Source organism: Helicobacter pylori, from assembly GCF_014496965.1.
Taxonomy (GTDB): Bacteria; Campylobacterota; Campylobacteria; order Campylobacterales; family Helicobacteraceae; genus Helicobacter; species Helicobacter pylori_CZ.
The window spans coordinates 18,409-43,984 of the sequence record NZ_JACTCR010000006.1; the positions used below are offsets into that span (position 1 = coordinate 18,409).

The 25,576-nt window shown below is 39.0% G+C and carries 25 protein-coding genes, 1 tRNA gene and 2 pseudogenes; 19 read left to right on the plus strand and 9 right to left on the minus strand.

What is annotated here, in order from left to right; translation table 11 throughout:
• Window positions 1-4 precede the first annotated feature (4 nt).
• The 5 genes and pseudogenes from H7O61_RS03360 to H7O61_RS03380 form a co-directional block, all read right to left on the minus strand.
• A pseudogene (locus H7O61_RS03360) lies at window positions 5-1,716 on the minus strand (LeoA/HP0731 family dynamin-like GTPase).
• Window positions 1,713-3,553 (minus strand): annotated as a pseudogene (locus H7O61_RS03365) (GTPase family protein). Before H7O61_RS03365 ends, H7O61_RS03360 begins: the two co-directional pseudogenes overlap by 4 nt.
• Window positions 3,554-3,661: 108 nt before the next feature.
• Window positions 3,662-4,981: a 30S ribosomal protein S12 methylthiotransferase RimO gene (rimO, locus tag H7O61_RS03370; RefSeq protein ID WP_187875135.1), complete on the minus strand. Its 1,320-nt coding sequence runs from the start codon at window positions 4,979-4,981 to the stop codon at window positions 3,662-3,664.
• A 1-nt stretch (window position 4,982) separates the two neighbouring features.
• Window positions 4,983-5,444, minus strand: coding sequence for a phosphoribosyltransferase (locus H7O61_RS03375; RefSeq protein ID WP_187875136.1), 462 nt, complete (start codon window positions 5,442-5,444; stop codon window positions 4,983-4,985).
• A gap of 8 nt (window positions 5,445-5,452) precedes the next feature.
• A complete protein-coding gene (locus H7O61_RS03380; protein ID WP_187875137.1) occupies window positions 5,453-6,562 on the minus strand; it encodes a pyridoxal-phosphate-dependent aminotransferase family protein in 1,110 nt (369 codons plus the stop codon).
• 147 nt (window positions 6,563-6,709) lie between these two features.
• Between H7O61_RS03380 and H7O61_RS03385 the strand changes: the two genes are divergently transcribed.
• The 6 genes from H7O61_RS03385 to H7O61_RS03410 all read left to right on the plus strand — a co-directional run bounded on the left by H7O61_RS03385 (window position 6,710) and on the right by H7O61_RS03410 (window position 12,016).
• Entirely contained in the window at window positions 6,710-7,186 is a 477-nt protein-coding gene (locus H7O61_RS03385; RefSeq protein WP_120861920.1) for a phosphatidylglycerophosphatase A family protein, read from the plus strand.
• 76 nt (window positions 7,187-7,262) lie between these two features.
• Window positions 7,263-8,306, plus strand: coding sequence for a D-alanine--D-alanine ligase (locus tag H7O61_RS03390; RefSeq protein WP_187875181.1), 1,044 nt, complete (start codon window positions 7,263-7,265; stop codon window positions 8,304-8,306).
• A complete protein-coding gene (gene estV / locus H7O61_RS03395) occupies window positions 8,307-9,032 on the plus strand; it encodes a lipase EstV (protein ID WP_187875138.1) in 726 nt (241 codons plus the stop codon).
• On the plus strand, window positions 9,019-10,500 hold the full coding sequence (locus H7O61_RS03400) for a Mur ligase family protein (RefSeq protein ID WP_187875139.1): 1,482 nt from the start codon (window positions 9,019-9,021) through the stop codon (window positions 10,498-10,500). Before estV ends, H7O61_RS03400 begins: the two co-directional genes overlap by 14 nt.
• Before the next feature lie 9 nt (window positions 10,501-10,509).
• Entirely contained in the window at window positions 10,510-10,995 is a 486-nt protein-coding gene (locus tag H7O61_RS03405; protein WP_187875140.1) for an HIT family protein, read from the plus strand.
• A gap of 64 nt (window positions 10,996-11,059) precedes the next feature.
• Complete coding sequence (locus H7O61_RS03410; RefSeq protein ID WP_000647422.1) at window positions 11,060-12,016, plus strand: ribose-phosphate pyrophosphokinase; 957 nt, start codon at window positions 11,060-11,062, stop codon at window positions 12,014-12,016.
• Window positions 12,017-12,038: 22 nt separating this feature from the next.
• On the opposite strand, the gene H7O61_RS03415 is transcribed toward H7O61_RS03410, so the two are convergent.
• The 4 genes from H7O61_RS03415 to H7O61_RS07865 all read right to left on the minus strand — a co-directional run bounded on the left by H7O61_RS03415 (window position 12,039) and on the right by H7O61_RS07865 (window position 14,362).
• Window positions 12,039-12,115 (minus strand) — tRNA-Ile (locus H7O61_RS03415).
• On the minus strand, window positions 12,077-13,222 hold the full coding sequence (locus H7O61_RS03420; RefSeq protein WP_165519001.1) for an FtsW/RodA/SpoVE family cell cycle protein: 1,146 nt from the start codon (window positions 13,220-13,222) through the stop codon (window positions 12,077-12,079). The genes H7O61_RS03415 and H7O61_RS03420 overlap by 39 nt, the downstream gene beginning before the upstream one ends.
• 22 nt (window positions 13,223-13,244) lie before the next feature.
• Window positions 13,245-13,874: a YcjF family protein gene (locus tag H7O61_RS07860; protein ID WP_331459581.1), complete on the minus strand. Its 630-nt coding sequence runs from the start codon at window positions 13,872-13,874 to the stop codon at window positions 13,245-13,247.
• 38 nt (window positions 13,875-13,912) lie between these two features.
• Entirely contained in the window at window positions 13,913-14,362 is a 450-nt protein-coding gene (locus H7O61_RS07865; protein WP_231623819.1) for a GTPase, read from the minus strand.
• A 131-nt stretch (window positions 14,363-14,493) separates the two neighbouring features.
• Between H7O61_RS07865 and H7O61_RS03430 the strand changes: the two genes are divergently transcribed.
• The 13 genes from H7O61_RS03430 (at window position 14,494) to H7O61_RS03490 (ending at window position 25,482) form a co-directional block, all read left to right on the plus strand.
• A complete protein-coding gene (locus H7O61_RS03430) occupies window positions 14,494-15,477 on the plus strand; it encodes an RluA family pseudouridine synthase (RefSeq protein ID WP_187875141.1) in 984 nt (327 codons plus the stop codon).
• Entirely contained in the window at window positions 15,440-16,687 is a 1,248-nt protein-coding gene (locus H7O61_RS03435; RefSeq protein ID WP_001952633.1) for a fibronectin type III domain-containing protein, read from the plus strand. The genes H7O61_RS03430 and H7O61_RS03435 overlap by 38 nt, the downstream gene beginning before the upstream one ends.
• A gap of 10 nt (window positions 16,688-16,697) precedes the next feature.
• Window positions 16,698-17,876 carry a tRNA (guanosine(46)-N7)-methyltransferase TrmB gene (gene trmB, locus H7O61_RS03440; protein ID WP_187875142.1) on the plus strand — a complete coding sequence of 393 codons (1,179 nt, stop codon included), beginning with the start codon at window positions 16,698-16,700 and terminating at the stop codon, window positions 17,874-17,876.
• Window positions 17,876-18,547 carry an ABC transporter ATP-binding protein gene (locus H7O61_RS03445; RefSeq protein ID WP_000111100.1) on the plus strand — a complete coding sequence of 224 codons (672 nt, stop codon included), beginning with the start codon at window positions 17,876-17,878 and terminating at the stop codon, window positions 18,545-18,547. The genes trmB and H7O61_RS03445 overlap by 1 nt, the downstream gene beginning before the upstream one ends.
• Window positions 18,534-19,340, plus strand: coding sequence for an FtsX-like permease family protein (locus H7O61_RS03450; RefSeq protein ID WP_187875143.1), 807 nt, complete (start codon window positions 18,534-18,536; stop codon window positions 19,338-19,340). The genes H7O61_RS03445 and H7O61_RS03450 overlap by 14 nt, the downstream gene beginning before the upstream one ends.
• On the plus strand, window positions 19,333-20,535 hold the full coding sequence (locus H7O61_RS03455) for a murein hydrolase activator EnvC family protein (RefSeq protein ID WP_187875144.1): 1,203 nt from the start codon (window positions 19,333-19,335) through the stop codon (window positions 20,533-20,535). The genes H7O61_RS03450 and H7O61_RS03455 overlap by 8 nt, the downstream gene beginning before the upstream one ends.
• Before the next feature lie 97 nt (window positions 20,536-20,632).
• Window positions 20,633-20,992, plus strand: coding sequence for a FlaG family protein (locus H7O61_RS03460; RefSeq protein WP_000245924.1), 360 nt, complete (start codon window positions 20,633-20,635; stop codon window positions 20,990-20,992).
• Between the two features lie 16 nt (window positions 20,993-21,008).
• The gene (gene fliD / locus H7O61_RS03465) at window positions 21,009-23,066 is read left to right on the plus strand and encodes a flagellar filament capping protein FliD (protein ID WP_187875145.1); all 2,058 of its coding nucleotides are present in this window, start codon (window positions 21,009-21,011) and stop codon (window positions 23,064-23,066) included.
• A 40-nt stretch (window positions 23,067-23,106) separates the two neighbouring features.
• Window positions 23,107-23,487: a flagellar export chaperone FliS gene (fliS, locus tag H7O61_RS03470; protein ID WP_001199081.1), complete on the plus strand. Its 381-nt coding sequence runs from the start codon at window positions 23,107-23,109 to the stop codon at window positions 23,485-23,487.
• Window positions 23,474-23,713, plus strand: coding sequence for a hypothetical protein (locus H7O61_RS03475; RefSeq protein WP_187875146.1), 240 nt, complete (start codon window positions 23,474-23,476; stop codon window positions 23,711-23,713). The genes fliS and H7O61_RS03475 overlap by 14 nt, the downstream gene beginning before the upstream one ends.
• Before the next feature lie 52 nt (window positions 23,714-23,765).
• Entirely contained in the window at window positions 23,766-24,425 is a 660-nt protein-coding gene (locus H7O61_RS03480; protein ID WP_165517674.1) for a tRNA threonylcarbamoyladenosine dehydratase, read from the plus strand.
• Between the two features lie 25 nt (window positions 24,426-24,450).
• Window positions 24,451-24,597, plus strand: coding sequence for a hypothetical protein (locus H7O61_RS03485; protein ID WP_000656207.1), 147 nt, complete (start codon window positions 24,451-24,453; stop codon window positions 24,595-24,597).
• Between the two features lie 3 nt (window positions 24,598-24,600).
• The gene (locus tag H7O61_RS03490) at window positions 24,601-25,482 is read left to right on the plus strand and encodes a carbon-nitrogen hydrolase (protein WP_187875147.1); all 882 of its coding nucleotides are present in this window, start codon (window positions 24,601-24,603) and stop codon (window positions 25,480-25,482) included.
• Window positions 25,483-25,576: the final 94 nt, after the last annotated feature.

Here is a 25,576-nt window from a genome sequence, read left to right on the forward strand (position 1 = left end):
CAGTTCATTCCTCTTCAGGCTCAACATCTATGAAATCTTCGCCCTTGATCAAATCTTGGCCGGCTTTAATCCATTTTTCAAATTCTTGATCATACTCTTGCGTTTTTTCAATCGCTTCTTTGATTTTTTGGAGCGATTCTTCCAGTTCCAACGCGCTCGGGAAACATTTTTCCTTGAAGGTTTTTTCATCATTGATGAGATCTAAGATTTCTTTTTTTGATTGTCAAAATTGGATTTCATTTTTTCTTTAGCTTCTTCAAGCGCTTGCTCTTTTTGATATTTGTTCCAAGAATCCCATGCTTCAAAAGCAAAACCGATAAGCGGCATAGCTTTATTCACATTGCTTGCGAATTTTATAGCGCCCCATGGTTTGAATTTGAAAGCCAAATCTAGGCCCACAAATTTTCCCACAGCCGCTATTGTGTTTCTAGTCAGTTTGATGTTAGTTGCATTGATAAAACCGCTTTGTTTTAAAAGATTGATTCCAATTTTCCCCAATGCTCCGGCATGCTTTTCAAAAAAACTCATATCGGCGTTAAAACCAGTTTCAATTTTAGAAATTTCATTTACAATCCCTTGCGTTTGCCTTTCAAATTCATTTTGGACTTTTGTTTCTATATTGATACCTTTATCGCCTATTTCTCTTGTAACAAAATCATTAAAGGTTTCTAGGCTAGTGCCAGAAAGTTGAAGGATGAGATCGCTGAAATACCTCGTTATAAATTCTCTTAAATGAATGCGGGCTTGAGAAATTTCTCCGTTTAGATCTTGAATATCCTTTCGCCTTTTTTCAATCATTTTATTCAAGTATTCCATTTCTCTATTAATATCTTGCAACGCTTGTTTTGCGGGCGGCATTTGCCTATAGACCACATCTTGAATGACGCTTTTTTTAGCTTCTTCTATGATGGTTGATTTCCCGCCATTTTCTTTAATCTTTTTTTGAGTTGCGTCTTGCAAGGCTTTGATGTGTGAGAGCTTTTGAAACTCTTCTTTATGCTTTAGCCAATGTTCCACCCCCAAATCAAAAGGATTAGCAGCCACAGCGACAATGCTCAGATTCTCTTTTTCTTTTTCGCTTAAAGAAATGAGATCATTCAGTCGGTTTTGAATGTTTTCTTTTTTGATTTCAAACCTTTTGTTGTAATCTTCTTCATCTTCAATATCCGCTTCTTCATCAAAACGGCTGATGACAAAAATCGTCCTGGATAAAAGATTGAGCGTCCTGAACAACCAGTTCAAATCGTCCTTATGGCTTTCTTTGATAGGGTTTGACGGGTTGAGCGCGTATAAAATGAGATGGGCTTCGCTGATATATTTTTTTGTAATATCTTTATAGCGTTCTATTTTGCCGCTATCGTGTTCTTTCACTTTAAACCCAAATAGTCCCGGGGTGTCAACCAGCTCAATTTCATCGTCTATATTATAGATTTTAACTTCATCGCTGGATTCTTTGTGATCTATCTTCATGCTCTTGTCTAGCCGCTCGATCCAAGCTGCCGCTATGGAGGTTTTCCCGCAAGAAAAACCTCCCACTAAAGCCACTTTAAGTTTTTGACCGGCAACATTTTCCATCGCATTATGGATCTTGTCTTTGAGAGACTCTTCAACCTTGATGCCGTATTCTTCACCGGCCTTGACAAAATCAAGCAATTTTTTAAGATTTTCTTGATTCCTCTTTTGATTTTCTTTAAATTGTTTTAAAGTTTCATTCATTGTGCGATCCTTGTTTTGATGTTGTTAGATATTTGCCATAAGCTCTCACCAGCTTTTATCAGTCCTTCCCTCATGCGCTCATAACAAACAACGGGATTGTTAAGCCTGATCTTTATGTTTTCAACCTTTTCACATATGCCTTTTTTGGCATCTTCAATTTGGTTTCTCACTCTCTCTTCAATTATTCCACAAAATTTATCTAAATTCTTATCCACTTCTTTTCTTTGTTGGGATTTTTTATAGTCTGAATCAAAAAAACTCCACACTGATTTAAATATCCCAATTGCTCCTAAAATTATTCCTGCAGCTAGTGCAATCCCACCTAATGGCGTCGCTAAAAGCAGAATCAAACCCCCTATTGAAGCAAATAAGCCTATTTTATTAATACCGCTATGAGTATTGAAAATGAGACTAAAACCACTATCGGTGTTGATGCGGTTTAACATTACTAGAGAATTTTTAATCCTCTCTTCAAATTGTTCGGCATCTTTTTGCAAGTCTTTGCGGAATTGTTCCCCATCTTGTTCAAACCGCTTTTTTATGTTTTCACGCAATTTTTCAGTTCTTTGTTTGCGCTCATTTTCAAAAATTTCTTCACATTCCTTATTTTCAATGCCTCTGTCAATATGCTCATACATTTCTTCTCTCAAGTCAGATTTGAATCGCTCTATTTCTTTGAATACTGAATTGTTCAAATTGGATACGAATTCATCCCTAGAATGATCTAGGTTGGAGTAAGTTTCTTTTTGCTTATCCTTTATTTCTTTGATAGTTGGATCTATCTGTCTGTCAATCGTGATTGCGATCGCTTTTTGCAATTTTTCTACCACTTTTAAGGCTTTATTGCAGTTTGATTGAATGATTTTGGCGCGCGAGTTTTTAAGAAGCTCTTCGCTGATAAATTTTGCTAATAGTTTGAAATGGGATTGATACAATAATTCTTCTGCTTTAAAATCTTTTAAAAATTTTTGTTTCTTTTTATCAAAATCAGTCTCTGGGATCAAAGCCTGTGAGAGGCCATAAAAAGCCGCTTGAGCGCTCACTGCTTTATAGCCCATGTAGTGTTCGCCTAAAATGTTTTTCATCTCTTTATTTAAAATTTTTAAACTTTCTTTTTCGCTTTCATTAACAAGTTCATCTTTTAAGGCTCTTGGGCTATTAATCGGTTTGTTGAAAATCGTCCATACCTCTGTTTGCGAATCAAGCTATTTTTGGATTTTTTCAATCGTTCCCCTTTTCCCTTCTTCTCCTTTTTGCGGAGGATTAGGCGTTTTGGTAACATAAAAAATAGCATGGGCTTTTTGCGTTGCGTTAGAAATCTGATCAATCACTTTTTTTCGCTGCCTTCTATCCCTGGCACATCCAGCAAAACAAAATTTTGATGGTTGTATTGGAAAGGATAAGATTGCGTTTCTAAAGTGAAATCGCTCCTCCCATCGCCTATAATCGCTCCATCTTGCAATGAATGAAGTTCGTTTAAAATAGCTTGTTTTTTGCGTTCATCATTTTGATAGTTGTTTTGGTAATTGGAATAAAGCCGCTTGAATCGTTCTTGTTGATCCACTTTGCTTTGTTCTTTAAAAAACATCCTCAAACATTCAATGAGGGTTGATTTCCCCGCACCGGTTTCCCCATAAAAAGCAATGGTAAAATTTTCCCACTCTTCATTATTTTTTAAACTTTCAAGCTCTTTTAAACTTTTAGATTCTAATTGTTGAAACACCTCCAACGCTTCTTGGTTGAATCGCTTCAGTTTTTCATCTTTGTCATCAGCGTTTTTGAAGATATTTTGAAGATCTTTAATGTTCTTTTCTACGCCAAGATAAATGTCTTTCATTTTTGCATGCCTCAAGCGGATTTTTCTTGCGCATTTTAACAAAAAAAAAACGCAAACCCCCACGCTCAAGGTGCGCTCTAGACGCGCTTTCAGCCTTATGGCTAACTTTTAAAAAGGGCTTAAAACCTTAGCGAGTAAGATATTGTCTTTAAACGCGCTAGGCACAATCGTGTAATGCCCGGGTTGTAAAGGGGTGGTTAAGGCACTGTCATTGATTAAAATTTCCCCATCCACTTCAGGCGCCCACCTGAGATCCCTTGCTTTGTAAAAATACTCGCCCTCTTTATGTTCCACTAACGCCTTAATGGGCTTATTTAACAAAGCCTTAAAAGAATGGTTTTGGTGTTTTAAAGCGATTTTATTCAAGGCTTTAATGCGGGCGTTAATGATTTTTTTAGGCACTTTCTCCAAAGAATAGGCATGCGTGTTTTCTTCCGCGCTGAAAGCAAAAATATTCAATCTGTCAAACTGAAACTCGTCTAAAAACGCGCTCAATTCTTCAAATTCGCCCTCATTTTCTTCTGGATGCCCTACAATGATCGTGCTTCTTATAAAGCTTTCTTTAACCTGCTTCATGGCGTTTAAAAGCTTTAAATGGTGCGCTTGGCTGGAGTTACGCCGCATTTTTTTTAGCATGGAGTCGCTGATATGCTGGATGGGCATGTCAAAATAATTTTGAAAAATAGGCGAGTCTTCAATTGTGCCAATCAGCTCTAAAGTGGTGCTAGAGGGGTAGAGGTATAAAATACGAGCGCTCTTTAAGGCTTGCTGCTTGTCAATCGCCTTAATGAGCTGGATCAAGCCGTCTTTTTGCCCCTTATCGTATAAAAATGAGCTAGAATCTTGAGCGATAAAAGTCATATCCTTATAGCCTTTAAGGGCTAGATCTTCCACTTCTTTTAAAATGGAGTCTAATTCCCTGCTTTGCAATTTCCCCTTAAAGCTAGGGATAGCGCAAAAAGAACATTTTTGGTTACAGCCCTCAGAAATTTTAACGTAAGCATGCACGCTCGATCCCGTGATGATGCGCGCGTTATAATGCTCGCTTAAAAACACTTGCTCGCTGAACTGGTTTTGTTTTTTAGCGATTAAAATATCAATTTTGTCATAATCCCCCACGCCGGTAAAAATATCCACTTCAGGGATCAACTCTTTGATTTCATCTTTATAGCGCTCGCTCAAGCACCCGCTCGCAATCAAAATCGCTCCCTCTTTTTTGTCTTTAGCGGCGTTGAGAATGGTTTGAATGCTCTCTTGTTTAGCGCTTTCAATAAAACCGCAAGTGTTGATCAAAATCACATCAGCGTTTTTAGCGTCATCAGTGAGCGTGTAATTATAAAGCTTGCCTAACATCACCTCTGAATCCACCAGGTTTTTAGAGCAACCTAATGAGATCAGGCAGAGTTGTTTGTTTTCTTTAATTTGCATGTTAATGGCTTTTTAAGTTTTTCAAATCCACTTCCCAAAAGAAATCAATCCATTCAGGAGCGTCTTTTAAAAACGCATCGGCTTTGTATTTCGCGCTTGTCTTTTGGAACAAACTCGCGCTATAAAACTTTTTATCAGGGTGTTTTTCTTCTAACACTTGAAGCACTGCTTCTAAAGAATTACCGCTATCTACGATTTCATCTACCACCAAAATGGTTTTTAAATGATCTTTGATCGTGGGGATATTTTCAATTTTTAGGGCGTTTTGTTGCTTGGTGGTGTCATAAGAAATCGCATTGATGCCATAAACTTCCCTTAAATCCCAGTGCAAACTCAAAAAATGCGCTAAAGTCATGCCCCCTCGCATCACGCACACAAGGGCTTCTGGGGCACCGCAAATTTGCTCCACTTGTTTTACTAATTCTAGGCTGTCTTTTAAAAAGGTTTCATAAGAATAATGCATTGTAATCCTTAAATTCCATAATATTGCTTCAAAAAGGTTGTATTCGCCATGCCGTCAAATTTTCTTAAATCCAAATCGTTTAAGGCTAATTCTAGGGCGTTTAAAGCATAAGCGCTTTTATAAACAGGAATGATCCCCATGTGGTTGATGCGAATGAGTATATCTTTATAAGGCTCTTGACCGGGCGCAAATTGCACCTGGTATTTTTCTTTTAAAAGGTTTCTTAATTCTTTGGCATGCTCGCTAACAATCGTTGTCATGCTCAAGCTCGGGCTTTTAGGGAAAATCTTTAAACCGAGCGCTAAAACGGCTTTTTGAGTGGCTAAAGCGACTCGTTTAGTCTCCTTATAGAGCACTTCAAAGCCCCCTAAATTCCGCACCAATTCAAAATAGCGCTGCAACCCTAAAGTGTGTAAAATAGGAGCGGTGTAGCTTGTGGTGTTATTCCTTTGGTTTTTCAATTCGCTCTTCAAATTGAAATAAAACCCCACATTGCGTTCTTCTATGCATTCAATCGCCTTTTGGCTCAATGCGACTAGGCTCATCGCAGGAGGCAACATGAACGCTTTTTGACTCCCTCCAATGAGCGCATCCACATGCGTTATTTCTAAAGGCTCAACCCCTAAAGCGGTGATAGCATCTACTATCACAAAAACATTCGGGTTAGTTTCTTTGATCGCTTGAGCGATTTTTTCTACAGGGTGTCGTAACCCCCCACTAGACTCGCATGCTTGAATGCAAAACGCATCAACGTTGGGGTTGGCTTTAAGCGCGTTTAATATTTCATCCACTTGAGCCGGTGTGTCCCATTCATAGACTAATTCATGGGCTTTGAGTGAATGAGCTTTAGCGATCTTGCCAAACCTTTCGCCAAACTTACCCGCATTAACAAAAAGCAACTCTTTTTGGCACAAGGAAATCACGCTCGCTTCCATAGCCCCTGTCCCGCTGCTGCTTAAAAGCAAAACTTCTTCTAAACCGGTCATTTTTTTTAAATTTTCTCGAACGCTTTGGAAAATCTTTTCAAAATCTTTGGTGCGGTGGTGGGGCATTGGCTGAGAAAAGCTTGATCGCATCTCTTCGCTAATGGCTACAGGGCCTGGAGTGAAAAGCAACATTAAAATTAACCTTTAATTTTTGAGAGAATTTAAAAGTTATCATACTAAAACGCGCTTAAAATTAAGCCTTATTGTTTAAGAAAATCGCTTTTTAATGCAAATAAAATGCTAAAATGCCATGATTTTAGAAAGAATTTAAGGCAATGATTGGATAAATTTAGTCTTCGTGCGTGTTTTTTAACCCTTTTTTTTAGCGGGTATTCTAAAAAAGCTCCAGGAACGATAGGGAGTTTAGTGGCGTTGTTATTAGGCTTACCTATTTTATTTTTTTCGGCTAACACTTTGTTTTTAGGGGCGATTTTTGTTGGGCTTATCGCTATCGCTCAAATAGACAAGGAAGAAGAAGAGACTAAGAGGCATGACAGCTCTCACATTGTGATAGACGAATTAGTGGGCATGTGGCTTGCAATGGCGATTAGTGGGCTATCGTTAGCGGGTGTGATCTTGAGTTTCATTTTTTTTAGGATCTATGATATCACTAAGCCCTCACTCATTGGCAAAATAGACAAAAAAGTTAAAGGGGGTTTAGGGGTGGTGGCTGATGACGCTTTGGCCGGGGTTTTAGCGGGATTGAGCGCGTTATTAGTCATCCATATTTTGGGATTTTTTAACATTAAGTTTTAATTTTAAGAAAATTCAAAAGCCTTTTTTTAGGTAAAATAGATAGACTTGATTGCAATCGTTTCTAGGGAGTTTGATCGTGGAGTTTTGCGTTTTATTTGGTGGGGCGAGTTTTGAGCATGAAATCAGCATTGTGAGCGCGATCGCGCTTAAAGGAGTGTTAAAAGATAGGATTAAATATTTTATTTTTTTAGATGAAAACCATCATTTTTACTTGATTGAAGAATTAAACATGCATTCAAAATACTTCGCTCAAATCAAAGAAAAAAAATTACCCCCCCTAATGCTGACACACAATGGCTTGCTTAAAAACTCGTTTTTAGGCGCTAAGATTATAGAATTGCCTTTAGTGATCAATCTTGTGCATGGGGGCGATGGCGAAGACGGGAAGTTAGCGAGCTTGTTAGAATTTTATCGTATCGCTTTTATAGGCCCTAGGGTTGAAGCGAGCGTGCTGAGTTATAGCAAATATTTAACCAAGCTTTATGCCAAAGATTTAGGGGTAAAGACTTTAGATTATGTTCTTTTGAATGAAAAAAACCGCACTAACGCCTTGGATTTGATTGGGTTTAATTTCCCTTTCATTGTCAAGCCCAGTAACGCCGGAAGCTCTTTAGGAGTGAGCGTTGTGAAAGAAGAAAAAGAATTGGTTTATGCTTTAGACAGCGCGTTTGAATATTCTAAAGAAGTTTTAATAGAGCCTTTCATTCAGGGCGTGAAAGAATACAATTTAGCCGGCTGTAAGATCAAAAAGGATTTTTGTTTTTCCTATGTGGAAGAGCCTAACAAACAAGAATTTTTAGATTTCAAGCAAAAATATTTGGATTTTTCACGCACCAAAGCCCCTAAAGCGAACCTTTCTAACGCCCTAGAAGAGCAATTAAAAGAAAATTTTAAAAAACTCTATAACGATTTGTTTGATGGCGCAATCATCCGTTGCGATTTTTTTGTCATAGAAAATGAAGTGTATCTTAATGAGATCAACCCCATTCCTGGCAGTTTAGCCAATTATTTGTTCGATGATTTTAAAACAACGCTAGAAAATTTAGCGCAATCATTACCCAAAACCCCTAAAATCCAAATCAAAAACTCTTATTTGTTGCAAATCCAAAAGAATAAATGAATGGCTAAACGCAGTATCGCTTATTTGGATAGCGTTTTTGACATTTCCTACACTTTTACAGACCACCATAGCCCTTTAAACGCCTTGTTTTTGCATGGCTGGGGGAGCTCTAAAGAAATCATGCAACAAGCGTTTCAAGGCTGTTTTTTGAATTATAACCATTTGTATGTGGATTTGCCCGGCTTCAATCAAAGCCCTAACGATGAAAAAATTTTAGAGACTAAAGATTATGCTAATATCATTAATTTATTCTTAAAAAGCGTGGGTAAAAAAGCGCATGTCGTTTTTGGGCATAGCTTTGGAGGGAAAGTGGCGATCTTGTGTGAAAACGAACGGATGGTTTTATTAAGCAGCGCCGGGATCTTAGAGCCAAAACCCTTAAAAGTGCGTTGTAAAATCCTTTTAGCTAAAATCTTTAAAAAATTAGGCTTGAATTTAGGGTTTTTGAGGAGTAAGGACGCTATGGGGCTTAATCAAGCGATGTATGAAACCTTTAAAAAAGTGATTAGCGAAGACTTTAGCGAGCATTTCAAACGATGCGAGAAGGAAGTTTTATTATTTTGGGGTAAAGATGATAAAGCAACCCCCTTAAGCTCCGCTCAAAAAATGCAAACCTTATTGAAAAAGAGCGAATTATTCGTTTTAGAAGGGGATCATTTCTTTTTTTTAAACCAAGCAAAAGAGATTGAAAAACTAGTGGAGAATCATTATCATGCAAAGTCTTAGTTGGCTGAATTTAGCGTTTCGTTGGCTCTTTATAACAGGGCTTGGCTATTATATAATGACTTTATTGCAATGGTATCATTACAGCGTGTTTAGGATCTTAACCAAGCACCACAAAATGCGTTGGCATGGGATTTATTTCCTCTTGCCTTTAGGGGTGTTTATCCTATCGTATGCTTTCAAAATGCCGTTTGTTTTTGATTTCTTTTGCGGCGTGATTCAAATGCCCATGCTCATTATCTGGGCCAAACGCAACGACAAGCCTTTAGTTTTCACGCCAAGGGTGAAGCGCTTTTTTATTTTCTTATTACTCTTTTTAATCTTGCATGAAATCTTAAACACAGAATTAGCCCCTTTAAATGGGATTTCACTCGCACTGGGCTATTTGTGCTTGTTCATACTCGTTTTAAGCGCTTCTTTAATCTTTGAAAAAGTCTTATCCAAGCAGTATTTGCAAACCGCTAAAGATAAAATCGCCTCTTTAAAAAATTTAAAAGTCATCGCCATTACCGGAAGTTTTGGGAAAACCAGCACCAAAAATTTCTTGCATCAAATCTTACAAACCCAATTCAACGCGCATGCAAGCCCTAAAAGTGTCAACACCCTTTTAGGCATTGCGAACGATATTAACCAGAATTTAGACGATAGGAGTGAAATCTATATCGCTGAAGCCGGGGCAAGGAATAAGGGCGATATTAAAGAAATCACCCGTCTCATTGAACCGCACCTTGCCGTGGTCGCAGAAGTGGGCGAACAGCATTTAGAATATTTTAAAACTTTAGAAAATATTTGCGAGACTAAAGCGGAATTATTGGATTCCAAACGCTTAGAAAAAGCCTTTTGTTACTCTGTGGAAAAAATCAAACCCTATGCCCCTAAAGATAGCCCTTTAATAGATGTTTCTAGCCTGGTTAAAAACATCCAATCCACTTTAAAAGGCACTTCTTTTGAAACGCTTATCAATGGTGTTTGGGAAAGATTTGAAACGAAGGTTTTAGGCAGATTTAACGCTTATAATATCGCTTCAGCCATTTTAATCGCTAAGCATCTAGGCTTAGAGACAGAAAGGATCAAACGGCTTGTTTTGGAACTCAACCCTATTGCCCATCGTTTGCAACTTTTGGAAGTGAATCAAAAAATCATCATAGACGATAGCTTTAATGGGAATTTAAAGGGCATGTTAGAGGGCATTCGTTTAGCTAGTTTGCATCAAGGGCGTAAAGTCATCGTAACACCGGGATTAGTGGAAAGCAATGTGGAAAGTAATGAGGCTTTAGCACAAAAAATAGATGGGGTTTTTGATGTCGCTATCATCACAGGGGAGTTGAATTCCAAAACGATTGCTTCCCAATTGAAAACCCCCCAAAAAATCTTACTCAAGGATAAGGCGCAATTGGAAAATATCTTACAAGCCACCACGATTCAAGGCGATTTGATTTTATTTGCTAATGACGCCCCCAATTACATTTAGGAAATGAACATGCAACATTTATACGCTCCTTGGCGCGAAAGTTATTTGAAAGAGAAAAATAAGAGTTGTGTCTTTTGCGAGATTTCTCAAAACCCCACAAAAGATCCAGAAAACAGAGTGCTTTATAGAAATAGCGATCTCTTTGTGGTGATGAACGCCTACCCTTATAACCCGGGGCATTTGTTGATCATTCCCCATGCACACAAGGCGAGCGTTGAACTTTTAGAGCTTAATACTTGGCTGAACATGAATAAATTAGTGCCTAAAGTGTTAAAAGCGTTGTATGCTTATGGCGCTCAAGGGATCAATTTAGGTTTGAATTTGCACAGAAACGCCGGAGCAGGAATCCCTGAGCATTTGCACATGCATTTAGTGCCTAGGTTTTTAGGCGATAGCAATTTTATGAGCGTTATCGCTCAAACCAGGGTGTGCGGGATTGATTTAAATGAAACCTATCTTACCTTAAAAAACTTATTAGAAAAGGAGCTTGGTTGAAAACAAACGCTTTTAGTTTGGGTGCGCTACAATTGATTTTAATTCATTTTAGGGAGTGTAAGCGATGAAGGCGCGTGGGTTTAAGGCAAAGATGCGTGGGTTTAAGATTTTTTCAGGGAGCGCTCACCCTGCATTTGGCAAAGAAGTGTCAAAGCATTTAGGCTTTCCCTTATCCAAAGCGGTGATTGGGAAATTCAGCGATGGCGAAATCAATATCCAAATCAGCGAATCGGTGCGCGGTAAGGATATTTTTATTATCCAGCCCACTTGCGTGCCTGTCAATGACAATTTAATGGAATTGTTAGTCATGGTAGATGCTTTAAGGCGCAGTTCGGCCAATTCTATCACAGCGGTGTTGCCGTATTTTGGCTATGCCAGACAGGACAGAAAAGCGGCTCCACGAGTGCCTATCACGGCTAAAATGGTCGCTAATTTGATGCAAGAAGTGGGGATTGAAAGGATCATTACGATGGATTTGCATGCCGGGCAAATCCAAGGCTTTTTTGATGTGCCGGTGGATAATCTATACGGATCTATCGTTTTTAGAGACTATATCCGCTCTAAAGCGCTCAAAAACCCTATAATCGCCAGCCCTGATGTGGGTGGGGTTACAAGAGCCAGGTATTTCGCCAATCAAATGGGGTTAGATTTAATCATCGTGGATAAGCGCCGTGAAAAAGCTAATGAAAGCGAAGTGATGAATATTATCGGCTCAGCCAAGGAGCGCGATGTGATTTTGGTAGATGACATGATTGATACCGCAGGCACGATCTGTAAGGCCGCTTTGGCCTTAAAAGAACAAGGGGCGACTTCTGTCATGGCGTTAGGCACGCATGCGGTTTTGAGCGGGAATGCGATCAAGCGCATTAAAGAAAGCGCGTTAGATGAAGTGGTGGTAACTAACTCTATCCCTTTAGTTCAAAAATGCGATAAAATCACCACTTTAAGCGTAGCACCCTTATTTGCGGAAGTGATCAGAAGGATTTATCATAACGAAAGTGTCCAATCGCTTTTCACTTAAAAAAGGAATAAAAAAATGGGAGTGGTGGATTCTGTAGGACTTGAACCTACGACCAATCGGTTATGAGCCGAGCGCTCTGACCAGCTGAGCTAAGAATCCAAAATTCCCAAAGGATGGTTTGCTATTGTATCCAAAAATATAGCGAAAAGCAAGCAGGTTTTCTAGGATTGCAAACAGGATCATAAAAGTGATAAAACTGCTCCCCCCATAGCTGAATAAGGGTAAGGGAATCCCCACTACAGGGGCTAACCCTAAAGTCATGGCGATATTCACGCTGGAATAAACAAAGATTAAAATAGAAATCCCAAGGGCTACAATCTTTAAAAACCAATCGCTGTTGCTCTCAAACAGATAAAAAAATAAATGCAAACTCAAGCCTATATAAATCGCAAAAAGCAACATAGCCCCTAAAAACCCGAAACGCTCCACGAAGTAGGCGAAAATAAAATCGCTCGTTGCGATAGGCAAGAATTTGAATTTGGTTTGGGTGGAGGCTTCTTTGGATTTGCCTAAAAACCCGCCCGATCCTATGGCGATAATGGATTGCATGACATGGTAATTAGGCTTTTCAGAAAGGAAATCTGAGATGCGCTTTTTTTGGTAATCATGCAAGAAATGATAAGCGATAGGCGAAGCCACTATTAAAGCGATTAAAAGAGGGAGCCACACCCTAGTCCTTAAACCCACGATAAGTAAAATCCCAAAACCCATGATCAGCACAATAAGAGCCGTGCCTAAATCAGGCTGTTTCAAAATCAAAGCCGCCGGTAAGCAAATGTAAAAACTAAGCTTTAAAAACATGCCCCAATCATAGCCCTTAAAAGGAGGTGGGTTGATTTTAATCAAATGCGCCAATAATAAAAGAATGGCGATTTTCACGGGTTCGCTAGGCTGTAAAGTGATAGAAGTGAAAGGAATGACTAGCCATCGCTGCGCCCCAAGCTTGCTCGATCCCATAAAATCCACTAACGCCAATAAAATCACGCACGCCCAATAAAGCGCAAAGAGCCACCGATCGAGCTTCCTGAAAGGGATAAAAAACACGATCCAAAAGAGAAGAAACCCTATGGCATAATAAACCCCTTGCTTCAAGCTCAAAACCGCGCTGCTCTCAAAAATTAACAAAAAAGAAACCGCAAGCAAGGGGATGATAAACACAAAAGGCAAAAGATCAAAATGCATCCAAATCCTTTTGTCTAATGCCATGCGTTTTTCATAACCCCTAATCTTATGGTTTTAATGTTAATTTTTTGATTGTATCCAAATTGAGATAATTCTCCTTAAAGAGAGAGGTTATCATGCTAACTTCACCAGGCAAATTGACTTCGCCCGTCTCATCATTAAAGCACTTTTCTAGCACTTTCAAATACGCAAACCCAATGCCTTCTGTGATAACGGCAGCGGTTGCGCCCCCTGCAACACTCCCCACAACAGGAATGAATTTAAGGAAACCATTAACGAGCGTTCTCCCCACTTGCGCGACAGCGGTTACGCCTAACAATCCTGCGACCAAACTCGCGCCCACAGATTTATCCAAATCCATCCCAAAAGCGTCATTCATTTTATAGATCATCCCCGCTTGAATGGGCGCGATAGCGAGCGCATCGCTAAAGGGTATGGGGATAAGCCCAGCCGCTCCTGCAGCGCCAGATGCAACATGGATAATGGTTTTACATTCCTCTATCATGGCCTGTTTTCTTGCTTGGATATTAACTTTTTGAATACTCAAAAAATGCCTTCTCTTATTTTTTTCAGCGTCTGAAAGACATTTTTTCGTTTCATCTACCAATTCTTCTAAACCTTTAACAGGGATTTCTTTGTCATCATCAGATAAATATTTAACCGAATTAACCCTCACATAGGCTCTGACAAAACCTTTAAACCCCCATTTTTCGCCTATGATCTCTTTAGATTTTTGGAAAATGCATCGTACCTTTTAGCTGTGTTTGTAAAAACGACGATCGTTGGAATATTCCATTTTTTAGCGAAGCTTAATAATTCTTTCTCTCTTTCTTCAATCCTAGGATAAGACTCTAGAATGCACAAATACGCCACATCAATGGCTTCTTTTTCGCTAAGCGTTTTAAAAGAATCTTCCATTTCTTTTTTGATGCTTTGCATGGTGTCGTGGTAATCTTTATCTTCAATGCCTTTGGTGTCCCACAAAATCAAGCCCTTCTGTTCATCAATGTATTTTTCAAGATGCTGAGTGATGGGCTTTCCTACGCCTGCTTTAGCGATTTCTTCACCAAAGAGAGCGTTAATGAGCGAGCTTTTACCCACCCCAGTAGCCCCCATGAGCAAAATGTTCATCTTTGGTTTTTCTTTTTTGATAAATTCAAGCATCTTGCTCATTTAAAATGATTTGAGCCACAAAACGTTGGCACACCGATTATAGCGTATTCAAATAATGAAATAAGATTTTTTTAAGGTTTTGAGTAGAATAATGGTTTTTAAAAATGCAAAAAAGAGTTTGAATGCAAAAAGTTTTCATTGCCCCTACCCATTACAAACGCCTTGATGAATTTTTAGCCAAAGAATTGCAAATTTCTAAAAACCAAGTGTTGAATTTGATTAAAGAGGGGCTGGTGTTTTGTCAAAAAAAGGGGGTCAAAAAAGGGGGGCTAGCCTTAAAAGAGGGCGATGAAATCGTGCTTTTAACGCCCAAAATCGCGCCCAAACCCTTAAAAAAAGAGCTTGATTTAGAAATAGAGGTCATTTTTGAAGATGAAGATTTATTGGTGTTGAATAAGCCCCCTAATTTAGTCGTCCATAAAGCCCCAAGCGTGAAAGAGCCTACTTTAGTGGATTGGCTGGAATTTAAAAATTACGAGCTTTCCAATCTAGGCTCAAAAGAGCGCTATGGGATTGTGCATCGTTTGGATAAGGATACGAGCGGAGGGATTGTCATCGCTAAAAACAATTTTACCCATGTTTGTTTGAGCGAGCAACTCAAAACTAAAACAATGGGGCGCTACTATATCGCCTTACTTTCAACGCCCTTAAAAGAAGAAAAAATGAGCGTGGAATGCTATTTGACAAGAAACCCCAATAACCGCTTAAAAATGATAGCGCTCAAAGCGGCTAAAAAAGAAAAAAGCCGCTATTCTAAAAGCGAATTTATCAGCTTGCTGACTTCTCAAAATGGCATGGATTTGATAGGGGCTAAACTATTCACCGGGCGCACGCACCAGATCAGAGCGCATTTAGAATATTTAAACAGACACATCATAGGCGATAACCTTTACGGGCTTAATGGAGCGCTTTCTAAAGAAGAAATAAGAATCATGCTGCATGCCTATTTGATAGAGTTCAAACACCCCAGAAGCGAGCAAAAACTGCGCTTTAAAGTTCCCCTATTAAAGGATATGTTAGAATATCTTAAAAAAGTTTTTGACAAGGAGAATTTAGATGAGGTCTTGGATGAAGAAAAAATACTTCACGCTTTTATTGCAAAGTAGTGTGGTATTAGCGGTTTTTATAGGGTGTTCTTCTACCAGGAATCATACTTTTTCAGCCCTTAGTAATCAAGAAAATACAGACGATAAGCTCCCAGTGGTCCATTCTGTTAAAACCATTAACGATGTGAGTTCAGTGGGCTTTGAATGGCCTAAAATCGCTGATACTTATGACATTGATGGGTTTATTTTGTATCGTTTGAAAAAAGACTCCAAGCTTAAAAGAATCGCCACGATTAAAAACCCTTATGCGACTCACTATTATGATGAGGGGCTAGAAACAGAGAGTTCTTACACTTACCAATTAGCCACCTACAAGGGCGATAAAATCTCTAACCTTTCAGAACCCATTTTAGTAAAAACCTCCTTTATCAATCCTGTAGAAAGCGTGTTTGCAAGCCTTGAATACCCTAAAAGCGTGAAAGTCTTTTGGAGCCCGCACCCAAATCCCAGCGTTTCTAAATACATCATTCAAAGGCAGAATAAAGACGGCAAATTTTTAAATGTAGGGGCTGTAAAAAACCGCTTATTCGTGGAGTTTTTTGATAAAGATTTAGAAGATGGGCAAAAATACCGCTACCAAATCATCGCCGAAAATTTCATGGGGGATAAATCCAGGCCTAGCGTCATAGTGGAGGGGAAAACCAAAGACTTGCCCAAAGAAATCGCTAATGTTAGAGTGAGCCAAAACCTCACGCGACAAATTGAATTGAGTTGGGATAAATCCCCAGAAGAAGATGTGATAGCTTATCGCATTTACGCTTCTAATAACCGCAACGATAAATACAAATTCATCGCTCAAACCACCAACACTTCCTATGTGGATAAGATAGAAAAAGACAATCTCACTCGTTATTATAAAGTCGTCGCCCTTGATAAAACGCATCTTGAAGGGGCGTTACCCAAAGAGCCTGCCATGGGTGAGACCTCTGATAGGCCTGAAGCCCCTATCATCACTAAAGGGACTATTCAAGACTCTTCGGCCTTGATCCAATGGGAAAACAACCCAAGCCCTAGGGTAGTCGCTTATGCGGTGTATCGTTTTGAAGCCAATTCTAAAACCCCTTTGCGCTTTGGGAATATCACCAAAAACCAATTCGTGGATAAAGACATGAAAGTGGGCGTGGCTTACCGCTATCAAGTGGTGAGCGTGGATAAAGATGGTTTAGAGTCGCACCCAAGCAAAGAAGTGCGTTTGTTTTTAGAGCGCTAAAAGGGTTTTAATGCCCCATTTTTTAGCCAAATTAGATTCCAAGCCTTTAGAATACCCCATAATCAAAGGGGATTTTTGTTTCCATAGGGAATTTTTAAGCTTAAAACACCCCACTAAAAGCTGTGTGCATGCGAGTTTTAAAGGTGATGTTTTTTTATTGCAAAAAATCCGGCGAGAGGGTGATTTTTTGATCAAAAGCGAAAAAGCGACGCCCTTAAAACGAGAGATTTTAAAACAAGCTTTAAGGATTTATTCGCAATCTTTTGAAGTCATTTCGCATAATTTGCAAGAAAATTCTAAACATGCGAGCCAAAAAAAAGCCCTTGATTTAGAAACTTTTGAAGACTTTATTCAAAAAAATCAAGCCCCTATTTTAATAGAAATTGGTTTTGGGAGCGGTAGGCATTTGATAGAATTGGCCAAAAACAACCCCACTACAACATGCTTAGGGATAGAGATCCACACCCCCTCTATCGCGCAAGCGTTAAAGCAAATTGAGTTGTTGGACTTAAAAAATCTGCACATCTTGCAAGGCGATGGCCGTTTGGTTTTAGAAAGCATGCCAAATTATAAGTTCGAGAAAATTTTTGTGCATTTCCCTGTGCCATGGAATGATAAAAAACACCGCCGGGTGTTAAGCGAAAAGTTTTTAAACGAAGCTTTAAGGGTTTTAAAGCCTAGAGGGTTTTTGGAATTACGAACCGATGATAGCCTTTATTTTGAAGACAGCCTAAAATTAGCCCTAAAAAATTTTCAATGCGAGATAGAAATCAAAAAAAACGCTCAAATCCCGGTGGTCAGCAAGTATGAGGCGCGTTGGAATAAACTCAAAAAAGATATTTATGATTTAAAAATTTATTCTTTAGGATTGGATGAAAACCCTACTCAAAACCATGCATTGGATTTTTCTTTTGATACAATAACAATTAATAAAGAAAGCGTTGGAGCGATTTTAAAAACCCCAAAAATCATCAAAGAAGGGTATTTTGCGCATGTTTGTAATATTTATGAGAATAAGGGGGATTTTTTAGTGGAATTGAGTATGGGGGATTTTGATTGGCCTGTGCGTTTGTTTGTTTTATTGGCAGAAAATAAGCTTTTTTATCTCAATAAAAGCCCCTTAAAAACCTTAAACAACCACAAAGCGCATCTCTTGCTTCAAAATATCCTAAGCCAAAAGGGAGTTTGATGAGCGTGATCATCGCAGCGAATAATTTATGCTTACAATACCAGCAAAACGAACCGGTCATTAAGCATGCTAATTTACGCATCAAACGAAAAGACTTCGTGTTCATTTCAGGGCCTAGCGGGAGCGGTAAAAGCACGCTTTTGCGTTCGTTTTATGGGGATTTGAAAGTTTTTAGCGGTAAATTAGAAGTTTGCAATATCAACATGAACAACGCTTCAAAATCAACGATTTTAGATTTGCGTAAAAATATTGGCGTGGTTTTCCAAGATTATAAATTGATCCAAGATTACACGATTGAGCAAAACATCAAACTGCCGATGGTGATTTGTGGGATCAAAAAAGAAGAATGCCACTTGCAGCTAGAAAAACTTTTAGGGCATATTGATTTACGCCATAAGGCTAACCGCTACCCCAAAGAGCTCAGTGGGGGCGAACAACAGCGAGTGGCTATGGCTAGGGCTATGGCAAACTGCCCTGAACTCATTTTAGCCGATGAGCCTACCGGGAATTTAGACGATTATTCTAGCGATAAAATCTGGAGCTTATTAAGGGGCATGAACACGCAATTAAACGCTACGATCGTGGTGGTTACGCACAAATTCCCTAAAAATTTTAGCGCTTATCACCGAAAATTTTACATAGAAGAGGGGGAAGTTTATGAATACTCTTAAAAAGCATTTAGCCTTTATCATTCCCCTAGTAGCGTTATTGTTTAGCTTGGAGTGTGTGTTGTTTATCAATCAAGCGATCGAACAGAAAGAAAAAAAATTGATTGAAGATTATTCAGTCGTGTTGGCCAGCACACAAAAATTGAGCTTGGAATTGTTACGTCAAAATTTTAGCGAAATCATAGCGTTAAAAGAAATTGATCCCAATTATTCTTTAGAACCTCTTCAAAAAACTTTAGGCGCAGACGGGCTTAAGGAATTAAGAAAAAATTTACCCTTTTTTTATTCTTTACAACTTTCCACATTCCCCACTCAAGAGCGTTTAGAAAACATTAAAGAAAAATTGCTCAAAATCCCTGGCGTTCAAAAAGTTGAAGTCTTTGCCAAAACTTACATGCAAGTGTATGATCTCTTAAGCTTGATTAAAGCCACGATTTATATCTTTGCGTTAGTGGTCTTTGTTTTATCGGTTTTATTGATGTTCAAGCAAGTCCGCATCTGGATCTATCAATATCATGAGAGGTTAGAGATCATGGATTTATTAGGGGCTTCGGTGTCTTTTAAAAACGGGTTTTTGTATAAAATAGCTTTAATGGATTCTCTAATCGCTAGTTTTTTAGCTCCCATGTTCATGCTTTATATCACTTCGCAAAAAGGTTTTGAAAAAACAATGGATACTTTGGGTATTATAGGAGGCGCGTTTGTTTTAAACCATTTTTTATGGGGACTGCTTTTTAGCCTTGTAGTCTCATTTGTTTCTGTTTTACTTGTAGCTTGGAGGACTAGGCATGTATAAATTAGGGGTGTTTTTGTTAGCCACCTTACTATCAGCTAACACGCAAAAAGTGAGCGATATTGCTAAAGACATCCAACATAAAGAAACCCTTTTAAAAAAAACCCATGAAGAAAAAAACCAACTGAACAGCCGTTTGAGTTCTTTAGGCGAAGCGATCCGCTCTAAAGAGCTTCAAAAGGTTGAGATTGAACGCCAAATGGTCGCCTTAAAAAAGAGTCTTGAAAAAAATCGTAACGAAAGTTTGGCTCAAGAAAAAGTCCTAACCAACTACCGCAAGTCTTTAGATCATTTGCAAAAACAGCGATCATTGTTACAAAAGAGGGTGTTTGATACGCTTTTAGAGGATTTTCTTTTTTCACAAGCCCTAAAGGGGCAGAATTTAGCCTCTTCTAATGATGTGATTTTACAAGTAGCGTTTGAAAACTTGCACCAAAGCACTCTGTCTAAAATGTCGCAATTGAGCCAAGAAGAAAAGGAACTCAACGCACAAGCCTTAAAAGTCAAAAACAGCATTCAAAAAATCTCATCTGTCATAGATGAGCAAAAAACTCGTGAATCAACCTTAAAATCCTTGCAAACCGAACAAAATAAGCTCATTTTGAGCATGCAAAAAGATTATGCGATCTATAACCAACGGCTAACCCTTTTAGAAAAAGAGCGCCAGAATTTAAACGCCCTTTTAAAACGCTTGAATATCATCAAACAAAATAGAGAAAATGAAGAAAAAGTCAGTTTGAAAAAATCTTCTCAAGCCTTAGAAGTCAAACAAGTGGCTAGCTCTTATCAAAACATCAACACCACGAGCTATAACGGGCCAAAAACGATCGCTCCCTTGAACGATTACGAAGTGGTGCAAAAATTTGGTCCCTATATTGATCCGGTTTATAATTTAAAAATTTTTAGCGAATCCATCACGCTAATGTCAAAAACCCCAAACGCTTTGGTGCGTAATGTTTTAGACGGGAAAATCGTGTTCGCTAAAGAAATCAACATGCTTAAAAAAGTCGTTATCATTGAGCATAAAAACGGCATCCGCACGATTTATTCTCAATTGGATAAAATCGCCCCCACCATTAAAAGCGGCATGCGCATCCAAAAAGGCTATGTTTTAGGGCGCATTGAGCAACGCTTAGGCTTTGAAGTAACCATGAGAGAAAAGCACATCAACCCCTTAGAACTCATCGCGCGCAATTAAGATTTAACAAATCGTCTTTTTGCCGATATTAGCTAAAGAATTTAACAAACAAAGAAATAGTTACATTTATTAGGTATGGAAAAATTTGGAGGTTTTTATGGTCAATGAAGTTCAAGGGATTGGGATTCCCGCATCTCATGCAAGCGTTCAAACAACCCCTACAAAAGAGATCAGTCGCACAAATGCTACAAACGCCATAGATGAATCTAAGACAACGATAGACCCTGATCAATACAAACCCAAGCTAGAATTATTGAGCGAGCGTTTGAATGAAGAAATGAAACGCATTGGCACGGATATTAATTTCAGTTATAACGATACGATCAAAGGGTTAGTGGTTTCAGTCAAAGACGCTAATGGGGATAAGGTGATAAGAGAAATACCCTCTAAAGAAGCTGTGGAGCTTATGCAAAGAATGCGCGATGTGATAGGCATTATCTTTGATAAAAGAGGCTAAACATTAGAGGTAAAACATGGCAATAGGTTCATTAAGCTCATTGGGGCTTGGCAGTAAGGTTTTGAATTACGATGTGATTGACAAGCTTAAGGACGCTGATGAAAAAGCTTTAATCGCCCCCCTAGACAAGAAAATGGAGCAAAATGTTGAAAAACAAAAAGCCCTTGTGGAAATTAAAACGCTCCTTTCATCTCTAAAAGGCCCGGTTAAAACGCTCTCAGATTATTCCACTTATATCAGCCGAAAAAGCAATATTACAGGCGATGCGTTGAGCGCGAGCGTGGGGGCTGGCGTGCCTATTCAAGATATTAAGGTGGATGTGCAAAATTTAGCGCAAGGCGATATTAACGAATTAGGGGCGAAATTTTCTTCAAGAGATGATATTTTTAGCCAAGTGGATACCACGCTCAAATTTTACACGCAAAACAAGGACTACGCCGTTGATATTAAAGCAGGAATGACTTTAGGCGATGTGGCTCAAAGCATCACAGACGCTACCAATGGCGAAGTGATGGGCATTGTGATGAAAACAGGAGGGAATGACCCCTACCAATTAATGGTGAATACCAAAAACACCGGCGAAGACAACCGAGTCTATTTTGGCTCACACCTCCAATCCACGCTCACTAACAAAAACGCCCTTTCTTTAGGGCTTGATGGAGCTGGGAAAAGCGAATTGAGTTTGAATTTAAAGGGGGCTGATGGGAGCATGCATGAAGTCCCTATCATGCTAGAGCTCCCTGAAAGCGCTTCTATCAAACAAAAAAACACAGCGATCCAAAAGGCTATGGAGCAGGCTTTAGAAAACGACCCTAATTTTAAAGACTTGATCGCTAATGGGGATATTTCCATAGACACTCTTCATGGGGGGGAATCTTTAATCATTAATGACAGGCGTGGGGGAAACATTGAAGTTAAAGGGAGTAAGGCTAAAGAGCTTGGGTTTTTGCAAACCACCACCCAAGAAAGCGATTTGTTAAAAAGCGCTCGCACAATAAAAGAGGGTAAATTAGAAGGGGTGGTTAGTTTGAATGGCCAAAAATTGGATTTGAACGCTTTAACCAAAGAGAGCAACACCAGCGAAGAAAACACAGACGCTATCATTCAAGCGATCAATTCCAAAGAAGGCTTGAACGCGTTTAAAAACGCCGAAGGCAAGCTTGTGATCAATTCTAAAACCGGAATGCTCACCATTAAGGGCGAAGACGCTTTAGGCAAGAATAGTTTGAAGGATTTGGGTTTGAGCGCTGGCATGGTGCAATCTTATGAAGCTTCACAAGGCACGCTTTTTATGTCTAAGAATTTGCAAAAAGCGAGCGATTCGCAATTCACTTATAACGGGGTGAGCATCACGCGCCCCACTAATGAGGTCAATGATGTGATCAGCGGGGTTAATATCACTTTAGAGCAAACCACAGAGCCTAATAAGCCTGCCATTATCAGCGTGAGCAGAGACAATCAAGCCATTATAGACAGCCTCACTGAATTTGTCAAAGCCTATAATGAGCTTATCCCTAAACTAGACGAAGACACACGCTATGACGCTGACACTAAAATCGCTGGGATTTTTAATGGCGTGGGCGATATTCGTGCGATCCGATCTTCTCTTAATAACGTGTTTTCTTATAGCGTGCATACGGATAATGGGGTAGAAAGCTTGATGAAATACGGGCTTAGTTTAGACGATAAAGGCGTGATGAGTTTGGATGAAGCTAAATTATCAAGCGCATTAAATTCTAACCCTAAAGCGACTCAAGACTTTTTTTATGGGAGCGATAGCAAGGATATGGGGGGCAGGGAAATCCACCAAGAGGGCATTTTTTCTAAATTCAATCAAGTCATCGCCAACCTCATAGACGGAGGGAACGCTAAATTAAAGATTTATGAAGATTCCCTAGACAGAGACGCTAAAAGCCTGACCAAAGACAAAGAAAACGCTCAAGAGCTTTTAAAAACCCGCTACAACATCATGGCGGAGCGCTTTGCCGCTTATGATAGCCAAATCTCTAAAGCCAATCAAAAATTCAATTCCGTGCAAATGATGATCGATCAAGCGGCGGCTAAAAAGAATTAAAAAACAGAGAATTATCAATTTTAAAGGATAAAGGAACATTATGCAATACGCTAACGCTTATCAAGCCTACCAGCATAACCGAGTGAGTGTGGAATCCCCGGCAAAACTCATTGAAATGCTTTATGAAGGGATTTTGAGATTTTCCTCGCAAGCCAAACGCTGTATTGAGAATGAAGACATTGAAAAAAAGATCTATTATATTAATAGGGTTACGGATATTTTCACGGAATTGTTGAATATTTTGGACTATGAAAAAGGGGGGGAAGTGGCGGTGTATCTTACAGGCTTATACACCCATCAAATCAAAGTTTTAACGCAAGCCAATGTGGAAAATGATGCGAGTAAGATTGATTTGGTGTTGAATGTGGCTAGGGGGTTGTTAGAAGCTTGGAGGGAAATCCATTCAGATGAACTCGCCTAATGCGTTATTAGATTCCTTTAAAATCGCTCTTGTTAAAAAAGATTCTAAGCAGGCCTTTTCATTGATAGAGCGCCTTTCTTTAGAGCAAATAAAAAGCTTGGATTTAGATGCGCTTTTAAGCCTTAAGGAAATGATAGCCCAAAGCATTGAACTATTAGAAAAAGAAAAAGAAGAACTGCGATTACAAATGCATAAGGCTAAGAAGATTCAAAAATTTTTGTCTTAGATTTTTTAAACTACGATACAATAAAAGCACTATTTTTATTGAAGGCTAAAGATTGTCTGAACCCATAGATAGATTCACGCGCATAAGGTGGTTGTTTAAAAACGATTTTGAAAAAATCCGCCGACAAAGGGTTTTAATCTGTGGCGTTGGGGGCGTTGGGGGCTTTGCGCTAGATGCTTTGTATCGTGTGGGGATAGGGCAAATCACTATCATTGATAAAGACGTGTTTGATGTTACCAATCAAAACCGCCAGATTGGCTCAGAAAGGATAGGAGAATCTAAAGTGTTGGTGTTGCAAGATCTCTATAAGGGCGTTCAAGCTTTGAATTTGCATGTAGATGAAGCGTTTTTAAATTCATTTAATTTTAGAGATTATGATTACATTTTAGATTGCATGGACGATTTGCCTATTAAAACAAGCCTAGCGATAAAGTGTCAAAATTTCGCTTACGGGAAATTTATCAGCTCTATGGGGAGTGCGAAACGCTTGAACCCTAAACACATCCAAGTGGGGAGCGTTTGGGAAAGCTATGGCGATAAATTCGGGCGTAAGTTTAGGGATTTTTTAAAAAAACGCCGTTTTAAAGGGGATTTTAAAGTGGTTTTTAGCCCTGAAGTCCCGCATTGCATAGAGCTTGGGAGTTTTAATGCGGTTACGGCGAGTTTTGGTTTGCAAATAGCGAGTGAAGTCGTGCAAGACATTATCAAATAAGATATTAACAATGAAAGGAAGTGGAATGAAAGATTACGAAGACGAATTGGAAGATTTTGAAGAAGAAGAATTAGAGGGCTTTGAAGAAGAAGATGAAGAGTATAATGATTATAAGAATGTCTATGATGATGACGATTATGAAGACTATAACTCTGATTATGAAGAAGAGTGAAAAATGATTTGCGCAATCATCCTCCAGCATGCTTATTGCGGCTCTAGAAAAAAAACCATAGAGCATACAGCGAACTTGCTTGAACAAGCGCTAAAAAAATACCCTAAGACCAATTTAGTGGTGTTGCAAGAATTAAACCCTTATAGTTATTTTTGCCAGAGCGAAAACCCTAAATTTTTTGATTTGGGCGAGTATTTTGAAGAAGATAAGGCTTTTTTTAGCGCTTTAGCTCAAAAATTTCAAGTGGTGCTTGTCGCTTCTTTATTTGAAAAACGCGCTAAAGGGTTGTATCACAACAGCGCAGTTGTGTTTGAAAAAGATGGATCAATCGCTGGAGTGTATCGCAAAATGCATATTCCTGATGACCCAGGGTTTTATGAAAAATTTTATTTCACGCCGGGGGATTTGGGCTTTGAGCCTATTGTTACAAGCGTGGGCAAATTAGGGCTTATGGTGTGCTGGGATCAGTGGTATCCTGAAGCAGCAAGGATTATGGCTTTAAAAGGGGCAGAAATTTTAATCTATCCTAGCGCGATAGGGTTTTTAGAAGAAGATTCTAACGAAGAAAAAAAGCGTCAGCAAAACGCATGGGAGACCATCCAAAGAGGGCATGCGATCGCTAATGGCTTGCCTTTGATTGCGACTAACAGAGTGGGCGTGGAGTTAGATCCTAGTGGGGCGATTAAGGGGGGTATTACTTTTTTTGGCTCTAGTTTTGTGGTGGGGGCTTTAGGCGAGTTCTTGGCTAAAGCGAGCGATAAAGAAGAGATTTTGTATGCGGAAATTGATTTAGAACGCACCGAAGAAGTGCGCCGAATGTGGCCGTTTTTAAGAGACAGACGCATTGATTTTTATAACGATTTATTGAAACGCTATGGGGATTAGAGATTATTTTAGAAAGGATTGACATGGTGGATACGGTTTTTTGCGCTAAACAAGCGCAAAAATTCTATCATTTTTGCGCGGTATCTTTATTTTA